Source organism: Isoptericola sp. S6320L (assembly GCF_023015685.1).
GTDB classification, from domain to species: domain Bacteria; phylum Actinomycetota; class Actinomycetes; order Actinomycetales; family Cellulomonadaceae; genus Isoptericola; species Isoptericola halotolerans_A.
The window spans coordinates 44,130-58,667 of the sequence record NZ_JALKAT010000024.1 but is presented as its reverse complement, the minus strand read 5'-3'; the positions used below and the strand labels follow the sequence as shown (position 1 = coordinate 58,667).

Below are 14,538 nucleotides of genomic sequence, written 5' to 3'. Positions count from 1 at the left end.
CTCGGCGCGGGTGGTCGCCGTGGGCCTGCGCTGTGCTGCGGGCGCCGGCCTCGTTCCTCGGCCGCCACCCTGCGCGACGCTCCGGCTCACGGCTCCTCGACCCAGTGGACGGCGGCCTCCTCGGCGGTCGCACCCGCGCCGTCGATCCCGGCGTCCGTCCCGTACACGTCGTTGTCGCGCGCGCCGTCGGCGTTGGGGTCGGCGTCGTCGTCCTCGACGAGGCGGCCGGCCCGGGCGGTGTCGGGCCGGTCCAGCGGGTCCCGTTCCCACACGTCGGGCTCCTCCTCGGCGAGGCGCTGGTCCAGGGGTTCGCCGTGGGTCTCCTCCCAGGACGTCTCGCCCCAGTGGTTCCGGCGGGGACGCTCCGGCGGCGAGTAGCCCTCGTCGAGCGCGTCCTGGGTGCCACGGTCGAGGAGCGTGTCCTCCGTGGAGAGCTGGTTGCCGTCGCCCTCGGCCGCGAGCTCGGGGTCAGATCGTGTCCCTGGCGTGTCTTCGGTCATGACCCCACGGTGCACCTGGACGGCCCAGTCCGCAGCCCGGCGCCGGGCTGCGGAGCTCCCGGAGGCCGTGACGCAGGTCGCTTTGACCGGCACGACGGCGTGCCGCTAGACTGACCAGTCGTTGTGCTATGCCCCGGCGTCCCGTGCCGTCGACGTTCCCACCGTTCGACGGCACAAGGCCAGGACGCCGACCTGGGGCCCCGCGCACAACATCTGACTCATCGGGCGCCGCTTCTCGCCCGACGACACCGACCACGAAAAAGGTTACGAACCGTGCGTACGTACACCCCGAAGCCCGGCGACATCCAGCGCGACTGGTACGTCGTCGACGCGACCGACGTCGTCCTGGGCCGCCTGGCCAGCCAGGTCGCCACGCTCCTGCGCGGGAAGCACAAGCCGACCTTCGCGCCGCACGTCGACGGCGGTGACTTCGTCATCGTGATCAACGCGGACAAGGTCGCCCTCTCCGGCAACAAGCGCGAGGACAAGCTCGCCTACCGCCACTCCGGTTACCCGGGCGGCCTCCGTTCCGTCAAGTACGGCGACCTCCTCGAGAACAACCCCGAGGAAGCCGTGGAGAAGGCCGTGCGCGGCATGCTCCCCAAGAACACGCTCGGGCGCGAGCAGCTCATGAAGCTGAAGGTCTACCGCGGTGCGGAGCACCCGCACGCGGCCCAGACGCCCCAGCCGTTCGAGATCACCCAGCTTTCGCAGCAGGCCTGAGCCGCTGCCCGATGCCGAGCGAAGGAAACACCGTGGCTGACACCACTGTCGACACCGAGCTGGACGAGAACACGCCCAGCAACTACACCACCGAGACCGCCGCCCCCGTGGCCAACGGCGGTCAGTCCATCACTGCCCCGGGCCAGGCCCTGGGTCGCCGCAAGGAGGCCGTGGCGCGCGTGCGCCTCGTCCCCGGCACCGGCCAGTGGAAGATCAACGGCCGTACCCTCGAGGACTACTTCCCGAACAAGGTGCACCAGCAGCTGGTCAACGACCCGCTGAAGCTGGTCGAGGTCGAGGGGCGTTTCGACGTCGTCGCCCGCATCACGGGTGGTGGCCCCTCCGGCCAGGCCGGCGCGCTGCGCCTGGGCATCTCGCGTGCGCTCAACGAGATCGACCGTGACGCGAACCGTGCCGCTCTGAAGAAGGCCGGCTTCCTCACCCGCGACCCGCGTGCCGTGGAGAGCAAGAAGGCTGGTCTCAAGAAGGCCCGCAAGGCCCCGCAGTACTCGAAGCGCTGATCTGTCGCTTCGCGCACGGCCCCGTCGGTACACCGGCGGGGCCGTCCGCATGTCCGGACGCACTACGATCGTCCGAGCGCCCACCCGAGAGGACGACAACTGATGGCACGACTCTTCGGCACCGACGGTGTCCGTGGCCTCGCCAACCGCGACGTGACGGTCGAGCTCGCGCTCGACCTCGGCAGCGCCGCAGCCCACGTGCTGGGCTCCCGCTCCATGCCCGGCCACCGGCCGAAGGCGGTCGTCGGGCGTGACCCGCGCGCCTCGGGCGAGTTCCTGTCCGCCGCGGTCTCGGCGGGCCTGGCGGCCTCCGGCGTCGACGTCGTCGACCTCGGCGTGGTGCCGACGCCGGCGCTCGCCTACCTGGTCAGCGCGATGCACGCGGACCTCGGGGTGATGGTCTCCGCCTCGCACAACGCCATGCCGGACAACGGCATCAAGTTCTTCGCCCGCGGCGGCCTGAAGCTCGACGACAGCGTCGAGGACGAGATCGAGGCGGTGCTCGGCAACGGCTGGGAGCGCCCGATCGGTGCGGACGTCGGGCGGATGCGCGTCGACACCGGCATCGCGGCCGAGCAGTACGTCGAGCACCTGACGGCCAGCATCGGGACGACGCCGGACCACCGGCCGCTCGAGGGCCTGCGGATCGCGGTGGACGCCGCCAACGGCGCGGCGAGCCAGGTCGGGCCGGACGCGCTGCGCGCGGCGGGTGCCGACGTCGTCGTGATCAACGCCAGCCCGGACGGGCGCAACATCAACGAGAAGGCCGGCTCCACCCACCCCGAGCAGCTCCAGGCGGTCGTGGTGGCCGCCGAGGCCGACTTCGGCGTGGCCTTCGACGGGGACGCCGACCGCTGCCTCGCCGTGGACCACGGCGGTGTCCTCGTGGACGGCGACCAGATCCTCGGCATCCTCGCCAAGGCGCTGAAGGACGAGGGCCGGCTGCCGGGGGAGACGCTCGTCGTCACCGTCATGAGCAACCTGGGCCTGCTGCTGGCCATGCGGGACGCCGGGGTCCGGACCGTCCAGACTGGGGTTGGCGACCGCTACGTCCTGGAGGAGATGCGGGCGCACGGCTACGGCCTCGGTGGCGAGCAGTCGGGCCACATCATCCTGGCCGAGCACGCCACCACCGGCGACGGCGTCCTCACGGCGCTGCACCTCGCCGCCCGGATCAAGGCGACGGGCAAGCGGCTGGCGGACCTCGCCACCGAGATCCCGCGCCTGCCGCAGACGCTCGTCAACGTCAAGGGCGTCGACAAGGCGCGGACCGACTCGGACGAGGACCTGCGCATCGCGGTCGAGAACGCCGAGTCGCTGCTCGGGGAGACCGGCCGCGTGCTGCTGCGCCCGTCGGGGACCGAGCCCGTCGTGCGAGTCATGGTGGAGGCGGCGACCCAGACGCAGGCCGAGGGCGTCGCGGAGACGCTCGCCGCCGTCGTGCGGGAACGCCTCAGCCTGTGAGCCCGTGGTCGGGCGAGGTCGTGCCGGCGCTGGCGGACGCCGTCGCCGACGTGCTCGACGTCGCGTTCGGTCGGCCGGAGGCGCCCGGGGTGCTCCCGATCGTGCAGGCGGGCGACCCGGTGCTGCGCGCGTCCGCGGCGCCGTACACGGGCCAGCTCGGCGACGAGCTCCCGCGTCTCCTGGAGGCCATGCGGCGCACGATGCGGGCGGCGCCCGGCGTCGGCCTGGCGGCGCCCCAGGTCGGCATCGGCCTGGCCCTCGCGGTCTGCGAGGACGCGGGGATGCCGGGCGACGAGCGGGAGCGGACGCCGCTGCCCTACCGCGTGCTCGTCAACCCGCGCTACGAGGCCGTGGCCGACGACGGCACCCCGGGCGCGCGCGTCGCGTTCTACGAGGGCTGCCTGTCGGTGGACGGCTGGCAGGCCGTCGTCGCGCGGCCGCGCCAGGTGCGCCTCACCGGCCAGGACGAGACCGGGGCCGCGCTCGACGAGGTGCTCACCGGCTGGCCGGCGCGGATCGTGCAGCACGAGACGGACCACCTACGCGGTGAGCTCTACCTCGACCGTGCCGAGTCCCGGTCGCTCACGTCGAACGCCAATCTCGCACGGTTCTGGTCCGCCTCGCCCGACCCGGCGCCGGCCGCCGCGGCCCTCGGTTTCACCCTGCCCTGACCCGCCGGCGGCGGACGCTGGACAGATGCTGTGAAACCCGCGTGAACGTTCCTGGCTCAGGGTCGGACGGGGGGCATCCCTGATGTCTCGGGCCGCGCGGGGGCCCTACGCTGGTGTCCGTCGCGCCGTACGGCGCCGATGCCGCCGCCGGCCGGGCCGGCTGACGAACGAGGGACCGCGTGCCGGGAATCACCATGATGCTGAGCCAGGTGGAGGCCTGGATCCTCGAGATCGCCGCCTCCGTCTGGATCTATCCCGCGATGTTCGCCTCGGCCTTCATCGACGGCTTCTTCCCGCCGGTCCCCAGCGAGTCCGTCCTCGTCACCCTCGTGATCTCCGCCCAGGCCACCGGGGTCCCGTGGCTGTGGCTCATCATCCCCGTCGCGGGCGCCGGGGCCTGGCTGGGCGACCAGGTCGCCTATGTCCTCGGCCGCCGGTACGGCACCGAACGGCTCACCGGGATGCGCAGCGCACGGGGTCGCAAGACGGTGGCCTGGGCGCGCCGGGCGCTGGCCCGACGCGGCGCCGTCTTCATCATCGCCGCCCGCTACATCCCCGTCGGCCGGGTGGCCGTGAACATGACCGCCGGGGCGCTCGCCTACCCGCAGCGGCGGTTCATGACGTTCTCCGGCGTCGCCGCGGTGCTCTGGGCGGCCTACTCGACGCTGATCGGCATCGCTGCTGCCGAGGTGCTGGGTCACGACCCGCTGCTGGCGATGGTCGTGGGCGTGGTGGGCGGCGGGCTGCTCGGTCTCGTCGTCGACCGGGTGGTGCAGGCGTTCACCCCGCGCGAGGAGGTCCTGGAGGAGATGCGCAACCAGGTCCCGGTCGCGGTGCCTGACGCCGACGAACCCTCAGAGCTTGCGTAGGCGCACCCGCTGGACCGAGTGGTCGGAGCCCTTGGTCATCACGAGCGTGGCGCGGCCCCGCGTGGGCAGGACGTTCTGCTCGAGGTTCGGGGCGTTGATCGACTCCCAGATGCTCAGCGCCCGCGCGGTGGCCTCGGCGTCCGACAGGTCGGCGTAGCGGCGGAAGTAGGACTCCGGCCGGCTGAACGCCGTCCGGCGCAGCTTGAGGAACCGGTCCACGTACCACTGGCGGATGTTCCGGGTGCGGGCGTCGACGTAGATCGAGAAGTCGAAGAAGTCGCTGACCGCGACCGTCGGCTCGGTGGCCGAGAGCGAGCGTGCCGGCTGCAGCACGTTGAGGCCCTCGACGATGAGGACGTCGGGCCGGTGCACCACCGCCTCCTCGCCCGGGACGATGTCGTAGACCACGTGCGAGTACACCGGGGCGTACACCTCCGGCTGGCCCGCCTTGACGCGCGACAGGAAGCGGATGAGCGCGCGGCGGTCGTACGACTCGGGGAAGCCCTTGCGCTCCAGCAGGCCGCGCCGCTCCAGCTCGGCGTTGGGGTAGAGGAAGCCGTCGGTGGTGATCAGCTCGACGTTCGGCGTCTCCGGCCAGCGGGCCATCATCTCGCGCAGCACGCGCGCCGTCGTCGACTTGCCGACCGCGACCGAACCGGCGACGCCGATGACGTACGGGGTGCGGGGCGGCTCCTCGCCGAGGAACGTCGACGTGGCACGGTGCAGGCCCGCGGTCGCCGTGACGTACAGGTTGAGCAGCCGCGACAGGGGCCGGTAGACGGCGTCGACCTCCGCGAGGTCGATGGGGTCGCCCAGGCCGCGCAGGCGGGCCACGTCCTCGTCGGTGAGGGGCAGCGGCGTCTGCTCCGACAGGCCGCTCCAGGCGGTCCGGTCGAAGTCGACGTAGGGGGAGGCCGGCGCCAGCCGGGGGAGGTGCTCCGACAAGGGAGGGAGCGACGTCGGATCACCGTTGCCGGGGACGGACGTCGCGGACGAGGAGGTCACCTGGTCGATTCTGCCCGAGGCACCCACCGGCGACGCAAACCGTGACCGGCTGCGCTCGGCGGACGACCGGCCCGGCGCGGGCCTGGGTAGACTCCCGCGCATGTGTGGCATCGTCGGATATGCGGGCCTGGGGCCGTCGGGAAATCGCGTCGAGCAGGCTTCGGCCGCCGGGGACGGGGCGTCGGACCGCCCGCTCGAGGTGGTGCTAGAGGGCCTGCGGCGCCTCGAGTACCGCGGGTACGACTCCGCGGGCGTCGCGCTCGTCGGGCCGGGCTCCGCCGAGGTGACCTCGGCCAAGAAGGCCGGCAAGCTGGCCAACCTGCTGGCCGAGCTCGCCGAGCGTCCGCTCCCGGCTGCCACCGCCGCCGTTGGGCACACACGGTGGGCGACGCACGGTGGACCGACCGACGGCAACGCCCACCCGCACGTGGCTGACGACGGGAGGCTCGCCGTCATCCACAACGGAATCATCGAGAATTTCAGCGAGCTGCGCGAGATGCTCGCCGCCGAGGGCGCGACCTTCGTGTCCCAGACGGACACCGAGGTGGCCGCCCACCTGCTGGCCCGCGAGTACCGCGCCGCCGGCGACCTGACCGCCGCGATGGCGGCCACCGCGCGGCGCCTGCACGGCACGTTCACGCTGCTGGCCGTCCACGCCGACGCGCCGGACACCGTCGTCGGCGCCCGGCACGACTCGCCGCTGGTGGTCGGCCTCGGCGAGGGGGAGAACTTCCTCGGGTCCGACGTCGCGGCCTTCGTCGCGCAGACCAAGGAGGCGCTGGAGCTCGGCCAGGACCAGGTCGTGACCATCACGCCGACGACGGTCGAGGTGACCGACTTCGACGGCGCACCCGCCGAGGGCAAGCGGTTCACCGTGGACTGGGACGCCGCCGCCGCCGAGAAGGGCGGCTTCGAGTCCTTCATGGACAAGGAGATCCACGACCAGCCGCACGCGGTGGCCGACACCCTGCTGGGGCGGACGGACGCCTCCGGGCGGATCGTGCTGGACGACCTGCGGATCGACGAGTCCCTGCTGCGGGCGGTCGACAAGATCATCGTCGTGGCCTGCGGGACGGCCGCCTACGCCGGGCACGTGGCGAAGTACGCCATCGAGCACTGGTGCCGGATCCCGGTGGAGGTCGAGCTGGCGCACGAGTTCCGCTACCGCGACCCGATCGTGGACGCCGGGACCCTCGTGGTCGCGATCTCGCAGTCGGGCGAGACGATGGACACGCTGATGGCCGTGCGCCACGCCCGGGAGCAGGGCGCCAAGGTGATCGCCGTCGTCAACACCAACGGGTCGACGATCCCGCGGGAGTCGGACGCGGTGCTGTACACGCACGCCGGACCGGAGATCGCCGTCGCCTCGACCAAGGCGTTCCTGGCCCAGATCACGGCGGCCTACGTGCTCGGCCTGTACCTGGCGCAGCTGCGCGGCAACAAGTTCCCCGACGAGATCGCGGCCACGTTCGACGAGCTGCGCGACATGTCCCGCAAGGTGCAGACCGTCATCGAGCGCGGCGAGTACGTGCGGGCCACGGCGCGGTCCATGGCCGACGCGGACAAGGTGCTGTTCCTCGGGCGGCACGTCGGCTACCCGGTGGCGATGGAGGGTGCGCTGAAGCTCAAGGAGCTCGCGTACATCCACGCCGAGGGGTTCGCGGCCGGAGAGCTCAAGCACGGCCCGATCGCGCTGATCGACGAGGGCCAGCCGGTGTTCGTCGTCGTTCCCTCGCCGCGCGGGCGCGACCAGCTGCACTCCAAGGTGGTCTCCAACATCCAGGAGATCCGGGCCCGCGGGGCGCGCACCCTCGTCATCGCCGAGGACGGGGACGACGAGGTGCGCAAGTACGCCGACGAGGTCTTCTGGATCCCGAAGGCCCCCACGCTCCTGCAGCCGCTGCTCGCCGTGGTGCCCCTGCAGATCTTCGCGATGGCGCTCGCGACGGCCAAGGGGCTCGACGTCGACCAGCCGCGCAACCTCGCCAAGTCCGTCACCGTCGAGTGACGCGGAGGCGTCGCGGAGGGTGGAGCCCGACGGAGGAGGGATCCGCCTGGAGCAGAGCGGCAGGGTCGCTCGACGACGAGAACGAGTGATCCGCAGGGCATGATCGACACCATGGATGACGCGCAGGACGGCCCCGCGGGCGGCCCGACCACGCTCGGGGCCCTGGCCGACGAGGTCGAGATCATCTCGCGCGTCTACGAGCGCCGGTTCGGCATCCCCCGGTCCGACGACTGGCTCGTGCTCAAGCTGCACGAGGAGGTCGGTGAGCTGACGCAGGCCTACCTGGCACGCTCGGGGCGCTCGCGCGACCGCGGCGAGGGAGCCGGTGCCGTGGACGCCGCGTTCCGGGCCGAGCTGGCGGACGTCCTCGCGCAGCTGCTGCTGGTCGCCCGCCGGTTCGACGTCGACCTGGAGGCCGAGCTCGAGCGCAAGTGGTTCCGGTTCCGCCATCTCGTGGAGCCGCAGGACGAGGACGGGGTGCGTCGGTGATCGTCGGGGTGGGGATCGACGTCGTCGACGTCGCACGGTTCATGGCCACGCTGGAGCGCACCCCGCGGCTCCGGGAGAAGCTCTTCACCGAGGCGGAGCGGGACCTGCCGGCGTCGTCGTTGGCGGCGCGGTTCGCCGCGAAGGAGGCGATCGCCAAGGCGCTCGGGGCGCCGGGCACCCTGCACTGGCACGACGCCACGGTGCATCGCGTGGTGGGCGGGCCGCCGGAGGTGGAGCTGCGCGGCACGGTCCAGGCGCGTGCCGACGAGCTCGGGGTGCGGCACTGGCACCTGTCGATCTCGCACGACGCGGGGATCTCCTCGGCGATGGTCGTCGCCGAGGGGTGACCGGGTTGATGCCGACCATGCCGTGACGCCCGTCCGTGGAGACAGACGGGCCGCCACGGCAGGGTCGGCACCCGGCGTGGGTCAGCCCTGGAGCTCGGGGATGACCTTCCGCTGGAACAGCTCGATCTGCTCCCGGTCGCCCGCCGCGTTCGCGAAGTAGGTGATCGCGTAGGTCATGCCGAGGTTCTGGAGCTCCTGGAGCTTCTCGACGATCTGCTCCGGGGTGCCCACCATGAGGCCGTGGCGCCAGAGCGAGCTCTCCCGGTGGCCCTGGTCGCCCGGCGCGTACTGGGCGAAGTGGGCGTCGATCCACGCGAGCTTGTCGTCGATCTCGGCCTGGTTCTCGCCGATGACCACGTTGTAGTTCGCCGACCGGGTGATCTCGCCGAAGTCCCGGCCGATGTCGCGGCAGTGCTGCTCCAGCACCTGGGACTTGTGCTGGAACTCCTCGGGGCTGCCCGAGAAGTTCGTGTACTGGGCGTGCTCCGCGGCGATGCGCAGCGTCTTCTTCTCGCCGCCACCCGCGATCCACAGCGGGATGCTCGGGACCTGCGCGCCGCCGTCGCCGACCGGCAGCTGCTGGAGCGGCTGGGGGTAGGACAGTGCGCCGTCGACCTGGTAGAACTGGCCGTCGAACGTCCCGGACGAGCCGGTGCGCCACATGCGCTCCATGATCTGCACGCCCTCGTCCAGGGCCCGGAGCCGGTCGCCGGCGCTCGGGAACCCGTAGCCGTAGGCGCGCCACTCGTGCTCGTACCAGCCGGCGCCGATGCCCATCTCGGTGCGTCCGCCCGAGATCGCGTCCACGGTGGACGCGACCTTCGCCAGGTACGCGGGGTTGCGGTAGGCCATGCACGTGCACATCTGGCCGAGGCGCACGCGCTGGGACGCTGCGGCGAACGCGGCCATGAGGGCCCACGCCTCGTGCGTCGCCTCGGTGCTCGGCACGGGGACGGTGTGGAAGTGGTCGTACACCCACACCGACTCCCAGGCGAACTCGCCGCCCGGGACGGCCTCGCCGGCGGCCGCGTTGTCCGCGTAGTGAAGGAGGGACAGCATGGTCTCCCAGTGCTGCTCCGGGGGCACGTCGGTGAGCGACATGCGCCAGCCCTGCGGGATGAAGAGTCCGAATCGCATGGTCCTGAGCCTATGCGGTCCGGCCGCGCCGCGTATGTTCGGACCATGATCGAGGCATGGAACGCTGCCGACGTCCGCGCTGCCGAGGCGCCCCTGCTGGAGGCCGGCGAACCATTGATGGAACGGGCGTCGTTCGCGCTCGCGATGCAGGTCCTGGCGGACCTCCGGGCCCGACGCCGGCACCTGCGCGGCGCTCGCGTCGTGCTCCTGGTAGGAGCCGGCAACAACGGGGGCGACGCGCTGCACGCCGGTGGCGTGCTGGCGCGCCGGGGCCTGGCCGTCACGGCCGTGCTGGTCTCGGAGCGGGCGCACACCGGTGGGCTGGCCGCCCTGCGCTCGGCCGGCGGCCGCGTCGTCGAGCTGTTCGCCGACCCGGCCCGCACCGCGGCGGTGGCCGCCGACGCGGCGAGCGCCGACGTCGTGCTCGACGGGATGGTCGGGATCGGCGCCCGCGGGGCGCTGCGCGGACCGGCCGCCGACCTCGTCACCGCCCTCACCGACGCCAGGGGTGGGAGACGCAGCTCGGGCGCACGGGTGGTCGCCGTCGACCTCCCCTCGGGGATCGGGGCCGACGACGGCACGGTCGACGGCCCCGTCCTGCCCGCGGACCGCACGGTCACCTTCGGCGCGGCCAAGCCCGGACTGCTGCTGCCGCCCGCCGCCCACCTGGTCGGCGAGCTCACGGTGGTCGACATCGGGCTGTCGCTCGAGGGCGCACCGGCGCTCCGCCGGCTCGAGGCGGTCGACGTCGGCCGGGCCTGGCCCGTGCCCGGACCGACGGACCAGAAGTACAGCCGCGGCGTCGTCGGCCTGGTCGCCGGGACGTCGACGTACCCGGGGGCCGCCGTGCTCTCGGCGTCGGCGGCGGTGCGGGCGGGCGCCGGGATGGTGCGCTACCGCGGGCCGGGTGCCGTCGGGCACGCGGTGCTGGCCGCCCGACCGGAGGTGGTCGTCGCGCCCGGCCGCGTGCAGTCGTGGGTGGTCGGTCCGGGGGTGCCGCCGTCGGACGAGGACGACGGGCAGCACGGCCGGGGCGGTGGCGGGCTCGCCGCGGCGCGGGGAGACCTCGGCGGGATGTCGCAGGGAGCCACGCCCGCTGTGGTCGACGCCGGCGGGCTGTCCCTGCTGGAGCCTCCGTGCCCGCCCTGGTTCGTCCTGACGCCGCACGCCGGCGAGCTGGAGACGTTGCTGCGGCGGCACGGCGAGGACGTGCACCGCCGCGACGTCGAGGCCGCACCCCTGCGGTGGGCGCGCCGGGCGCACGAGCTGACCGGCGCGACGGTGCTGCTCAAGGGTGGGGTGACGGTCGTCGTCGGGCCGTCGGGGGCGTACGCCCAGGCCGACGCGCCCGCCTGGCTGTCCACGGCCGGGGCCGGCGACGTGCTGGCGGGGCTGCTGGGCGCGATGCTCGCGGCTCGCTCGGCCGAGGTGGTCGAGCGGCCCGAGCTCGCGGCCGAGATCGCGGCGGCCGCGGCGCTGGTCCACGGGCGCGCGGCGGAGCGGGCGAACCCCGGTGGTCCGGTCGCCGCGCTCGACGTGGCCGACGCCCTGCCCGCGACCGTCGCGTCGCTGGTCGCGCAGGCGTAGCGCGACGGTCGCCACGCCATGGGAGCCTTCGCAGAGTTCGCACCGCACCGGCACGGCACGCCGGCCGCGGTGGCGGTCCGGGTCGCGACCGTGGACGACCTCCCGGCGGTCGAGCGGGTCCAGGACGCGGCGGGGCAGACGTTGCTCCTCGACGGCATCCGCGCGGCGATCCTCGACAGCGGGCGGCAGGTGCTGGTCGCCGAGACCGGTGCGGACGGTGACGACGAGCGTGCCGCCGTCGTCGGCTGGGCCAAGACCCACCTGCACCCGCGGTCCGACGGCGTCGCCCCGGCCGGGCACTATCTCGGTGGGGTGACGGTGCACCCGGCGTGGCGGCGGTGCGGGGTCGCGACGGCGCTGACCGCCGCGCGGATGGGATGGATCGCAGGCCGTGCGGCCCGGGCGTTCTACGTGGTCAACGCCCGCAACGCCGCCTCGATCGCGCTGCACGAGCGCTGGGGGTTCCGGGAGGTCGCGCGAGCCGCGTCGTTCCACGGCGTCACGTTCGCCGGCGGGGCAGGGCTGCTCCTGGCGGCCGACCTCAACGCGTCGTGAACGCGCCGCCGTCCACGTGCAGGGTCTGGCCTGTGAGGTGTCGCGCCCCGGGGGATGCGAGGAACGCGACGAGGGCGGCGACGTCGTCGGGGGTTCCGGCGCGCTTGTCGTGCGTGGCGGCGACCAGGCGCTCGCGGCGCTGGTCGGTGAGTCGACCGCGGAAGTAGTCGGTCCCCTCGATGTATCCCGGTGCGACGCAGTTGGCGGTGATGCCGCGCGGTCCCACCTGCGCCGAGAGCCCGGCGGTCCATGCCTGGACCGCGGCCTTCGCCACCCCGTACGAGCCACCGGCGTACTCGGCGCCGATCGATCCCACGGTGACGATCGTGCCGCCCGGGCCCATGATGCGCAGGGCGGCCGTGACGGTCAGGACGGTGCTCACGAGGTTGGCGTCGAGGTTGGCGCGCCAGGATGCGGCGACGTCGGTGAGCGTCGGGTCGGTGGAGGCGGCCTCGGACGGCCGGTCGAAGTCCGTGTTGCCGCCCGCCATGGCGACGACGATCTCGAGGGGCGCGTCGAGCCCGCTGACGAGGGCGTCGACGGCGGAGGGGTCGGCGGCGTCGCACACGACTGCCCGCGCACCGGTCTCCGCGGCGGCCGCGTCGAGCGGCCCGGGCCGGCGCCCGGTGATGACGACGTCGTCCCCGGCGTCGACGAAGTGGCGGGCGATCGCGCGGCCGATGCCGCCCGAGCCCCCGGTGATCAGTACCTGACGGCCCACGTGCTCCTCCTTCATCGGCTATGTTTAGATCTAAACATAGAGGAGGACGAGGTGTCTGACTACCCCCTCGACGCGACGGCGGCCCTGCCGGCGGGCGAGATCGCTGCGGCGTGGGACCGCGAGCTGCCCGGGGTGCCGACGTCGTCGATCGGCGTGATCACGCCGCTGTGGCGAGCCGCCAAGCGCCTGGCCGACGAACGCCGTCGGACGCTGGCCCGGCTCGGCGTCGACGGCGCGACGCTCGACCTGCTCAGCACGCTGCGTCGTTCCGGTGAGCCCTGGACCCTCACCACGCGTGAGCTCACGACCCAGACCCTGGTCACCGCCGGGGCGGTCTCGCAGCGGGTCGCGCGCGCAGAGCGCGACGGGCTGGTCGCGCGGGCGCCGTCCGACGCCGGACGCCGGGCGGTCGCGGTGACGCTGACAGGGGAGGGGCACGCCGTCGTCGAACGCGCGGTGCGCGAGCTGCTCGAGCACGAGGAGCGGCTCCTCGGCGTCCTCGGAGCCGACGAGCGGGACGCGCTCGGGCGCCTCCTCGGAGCCTTGCTGGACTCGCTGCCGGGGCGCGACGACGTCGGCTGACGTGACCACTACCTCGGCGGGGACCGCACTACCTCGGCAGGTGGGCCTCGATCGCCTCGATGATCTCGGGGGCGTCGGGGACCGTCTTGGGGGAGTAGCGGCGCACCTCGCCGCCGGGCAGCACGAGGAACTTCTCGAAGTTCCAGCGGATGCGCCCGTCGTGCCCGCCCGCGTCGGGGGTCTTGGTCAGCTCGGCGTACAGCGGGTGCGCGTTCCTGCCGTTGACCTTGACCTTCGACACCACCGGGAAGGTGACCCCGTAGGTGGTGGAGCAGAACTCCGCGATCTTCTCGTCGCTCGACAGCTCCTGCAGGAACTGGTTGCTCGGAAACCCGACGACGGTGAAGCCGCGGTCCGCGTACTTCTGCTGCAGCTGCTCGAGGGTGTCGTACTGGGGCGTCAGACCGCAGCGCGAGGCGACGTTGACCACCATGACCACCTCGTCGCGGTGCTCGGCCAGGGTGGCGGACGTGCCGTCCATGCGGTCGAAGGGGATGTCGTAGAGGCTCATGCGTCCATCTTCGCCCGCCGACGGCGGTGCCACCACGCCCCGAGCCCCGTGGCGACGACCAGGGTCACCAGCAGCCCGACCCACCCGACGCCCTGAGCGGCCTCGGCGAGCCAGCGCTGGACCGACGCCGCAGCCTCGACCACGGGGTCCGCGCCGGCGCCGCCGGCCAGCACCCGCAGCTCCCAGAACCCGTACCAGGCCACGTAGAGGCCGGCGACCAGCAGGATCGCCCCGCCGAGCCGCGCAAGGACCGGTCCGGCGCCGCGCGCCCGCCCCACGACCCCGGCCCCGGCGGTCGCGACGACGACGGCGGCCGTCCCGACGAGCAGCGCCATCCCGGCGGCATAGGTGGCGAACAGGGCGACGCCCTGCGCGACGGACCCGGCGCGGAAGGCCGTGACGACCACGGCGAGGAACGGGGCGATCGTGCACGTCAGGGAGGCCAGCGCGTACGAGGCGCCGAACCCGACGACCGACCACCAGCGGTCCGTCAGCGGCTTGCCGCTGCCGGTACGCAGCAGCCGCAGCCCGGGCAGCTCGCGACCGGCCATCACCCAGACGCCGGCGGCCGCGAGGACGACCCCCAGCACCAGGGTGAAGGCGGGCAGCCAGCGCTGCACCGAGCTCGCCACGGGGGCGACCACCAGGCCGAACACCCCGAAGACCGCCACGAAGCCGAGCGTCAGGGCCGCCGTCGAGCGCAGCGCGCGCCCGACGGCGGAGGCGCGGCCGTCGTCGGGGCGTACCAGCGTGGCCAGGTAGGCGGGCAGCAGAGCGAACCCGCAGGGGTTCACGGCCGCCACCAGGCCGGCACCCAGGGCGAGCGCGAACGCTCCGTCGTCGAGCAC

At 73.4% G+C, this 14,538-nt stretch carries 17 protein-coding genes; 11 read left to right on the top strand and 6 right to left on the bottom strand.

Annotated elements, in window-relative coordinates; genetic code table 11:
* Positions 1 to 86 precede the first annotated feature (86 nt).
* The gene (locus MWU57_RS13015; protein ID WP_106267268.1) at positions 87 to 500 is read right to left on the bottom strand and encodes a DUF5709 domain-containing protein; all 414 of its coding nucleotides are present in this window, start codon (positions 498 to 500) and stop codon (positions 87 to 89) included.
* A gap of 273 nt (positions 501 to 773) precedes the next feature.
* On the opposite strand from MWU57_RS13015, the gene rplM reads away from it, so the two are divergent.
* From rplM to MWU57_RS12990, 5 genes are all read left to right on the top strand, one after another.
* Positions 774 to 1,223: a 50S ribosomal protein L13 gene (gene rplM, locus MWU57_RS13010; RefSeq protein WP_106267266.1), complete on the top strand. Its 450-nt coding sequence runs from the start codon at positions 774 to 776 to the stop codon at positions 1,221 to 1,223.
* A gap of 32 nt (positions 1,224 to 1,255) precedes the next feature.
* On the top strand, positions 1,256 to 1,744 hold the full coding sequence (gene rpsI, locus MWU57_RS13005) for a 30S ribosomal protein S9 (RefSeq protein ID WP_106267264.1): 489 nt from the start codon (positions 1,256 to 1,258) through the stop codon (positions 1,742 to 1,744).
* Positions 1,745 to 1,846: 102 nt separating this feature from the next.
* The gene (glmM, locus tag MWU57_RS13000; protein WP_106267262.1) at positions 1,847 to 3,208 is read left to right on the top strand and encodes a phosphoglucosamine mutase; all 1,362 of its coding nucleotides are present in this window, start codon (positions 1,847 to 1,849) and stop codon (positions 3,206 to 3,208) included.
* The gene (locus tag MWU57_RS12995) at positions 3,205 to 3,879 is read left to right on the top strand and encodes a peptide deformylase (protein ID WP_374108555.1); all 675 of its coding nucleotides are present in this window, start codon (positions 3,205 to 3,207) and stop codon (positions 3,877 to 3,879) included. Before glmM ends, MWU57_RS12995 begins: the two co-directional genes overlap by 4 nt.
* A 179-nt stretch (positions 3,880 to 4,058) precedes the next feature.
* Complete coding sequence (locus MWU57_RS12990) at positions 4,059 to 4,748, top strand: DedA family protein (RefSeq protein ID WP_243400921.1); 690 nt, start codon at positions 4,059 to 4,061, stop codon at positions 4,746 to 4,748.
* On the opposite strand, the gene coaA is transcribed toward MWU57_RS12990, so the two are convergent.
* Positions 4,734 to 5,753 carry a type I pantothenate kinase gene (gene coaA, locus MWU57_RS12985; RefSeq protein WP_374108554.1) on the bottom strand — a complete coding sequence of 340 codons (1,020 nt, stop codon included), beginning with the start codon at positions 5,751 to 5,753 and terminating at the stop codon, positions 4,734 to 4,736. The two genes, MWU57_RS12990 and coaA, sit on opposite strands and share 15 nt — an antisense overlap.
* Before the next feature lie 100 nt (positions 5,754 to 5,853).
* Here coaA and glmS point away from each other — a divergent pair, with 100 nt between their 5' ends.
* The 3 genes from glmS to MWU57_RS12970 all read left to right on the top strand — a co-directional run bounded on the left by glmS (position 5,854) and on the right by MWU57_RS12970 (position 8,597).
* Complete coding sequence (glmS, locus tag MWU57_RS12980; protein WP_246909615.1) at positions 5,854 to 7,761, top strand: glutamine--fructose-6-phosphate transaminase (isomerizing); 1,908 nt, start codon at positions 5,854 to 5,856, stop codon at positions 7,759 to 7,761.
* 111 nt (positions 7,762 to 7,872) lie between these two features.
* Positions 7,873 to 8,250, top strand: coding sequence for a pyrophosphatase (locus tag MWU57_RS12975; protein ID WP_246909613.1), 378 nt, complete (start codon positions 7,873 to 7,875; stop codon positions 8,248 to 8,250).
* Entirely contained in the window at positions 8,247 to 8,597 is a 351-nt protein-coding gene (locus MWU57_RS12970; RefSeq protein ID WP_106267256.1) for a holo-ACP synthase, read from the top strand. The genes MWU57_RS12975 and MWU57_RS12970 overlap by 4 nt, the downstream gene beginning before the upstream one ends.
* Positions 8,598 to 8,678: 81 nt before the next feature.
* Here the strand turns inward: MWU57_RS12970 and MWU57_RS12965 are convergent, their stop codons facing one another.
* Positions 8,679 to 9,734 carry a TIGR03560 family F420-dependent LLM class oxidoreductase gene (locus MWU57_RS12965; protein ID WP_246909611.1) on the bottom strand — a complete coding sequence of 352 codons (1,056 nt, stop codon included), beginning with the start codon at positions 9,732 to 9,734 and terminating at the stop codon, positions 8,679 to 8,681.
* A gap of 45 nt (positions 9,735 to 9,779) precedes the next feature.
* On the opposite strand from MWU57_RS12965, the gene MWU57_RS12960 reads away from it, so the two are divergent.
* Together MWU57_RS12960 and MWU57_RS12955 are read left to right on the top strand one after the other, a co-directional pair.
* Positions 9,780 to 11,321 carry an NAD(P)H-hydrate epimerase gene (locus tag MWU57_RS12960; RefSeq protein ID WP_246909609.1) on the top strand — a complete coding sequence of 514 codons (1,542 nt, stop codon included), beginning with the start codon at positions 9,780 to 9,782 and terminating at the stop codon, positions 11,319 to 11,321.
* 18 nt (positions 11,322 to 11,339) lie between these two features.
* The gene (locus MWU57_RS12955) at positions 11,340 to 11,876 is read left to right on the top strand and encodes a GNAT family N-acetyltransferase (protein ID WP_246909608.1); all 537 of its coding nucleotides are present in this window, start codon (positions 11,340 to 11,342) and stop codon (positions 11,874 to 11,876) included.
* Here the strand turns inward: MWU57_RS12955 and MWU57_RS12950 are convergent.
* Positions 11,863 to 12,612, bottom strand: a complete 750-nt coding sequence (locus tag MWU57_RS12950; RefSeq protein ID WP_246909607.1) for an SDR family NAD(P)-dependent oxidoreductase — start codon at positions 12,610 to 12,612, stop codon at positions 11,863 to 11,865. The genes MWU57_RS12955 and MWU57_RS12950 overlap by 14 nt on opposite strands.
* Before the next feature lie 36 nt (positions 12,613 to 12,648).
* Here MWU57_RS12950 and MWU57_RS12945 point away from each other — a divergent pair, with 36 nt between their 5' ends.
* Positions 12,649 to 13,179 carry a MarR family winged helix-turn-helix transcriptional regulator gene (locus MWU57_RS12945; protein WP_246909606.1) on the top strand — a complete coding sequence of 177 codons (531 nt, stop codon included), beginning with the start codon at positions 12,649 to 12,651 and terminating at the stop codon, positions 13,177 to 13,179.
* A gap of 28 nt (positions 13,180 to 13,207) precedes the next feature.
* Here the strand turns inward: MWU57_RS12945 and MWU57_RS12940 are convergent, their stop codons facing one another.
* Positions 13,208 to 13,690 carry a glutathione peroxidase gene (locus MWU57_RS12940; protein ID WP_246909605.1) on the bottom strand — a complete coding sequence of 161 codons (483 nt, stop codon included), beginning with the start codon at positions 13,688 to 13,690 and terminating at the stop codon, positions 13,208 to 13,210.
* Positions 13,687 to 14,538, bottom strand: a complete 852-nt coding sequence (locus MWU57_RS12935; protein WP_246909604.1) for a cytochrome c biogenesis CcdA family protein — start codon at positions 14,536 to 14,538, stop codon at positions 13,687 to 13,689. Before MWU57_RS12935 ends, MWU57_RS12940 begins: the two co-directional genes overlap by 4 nt.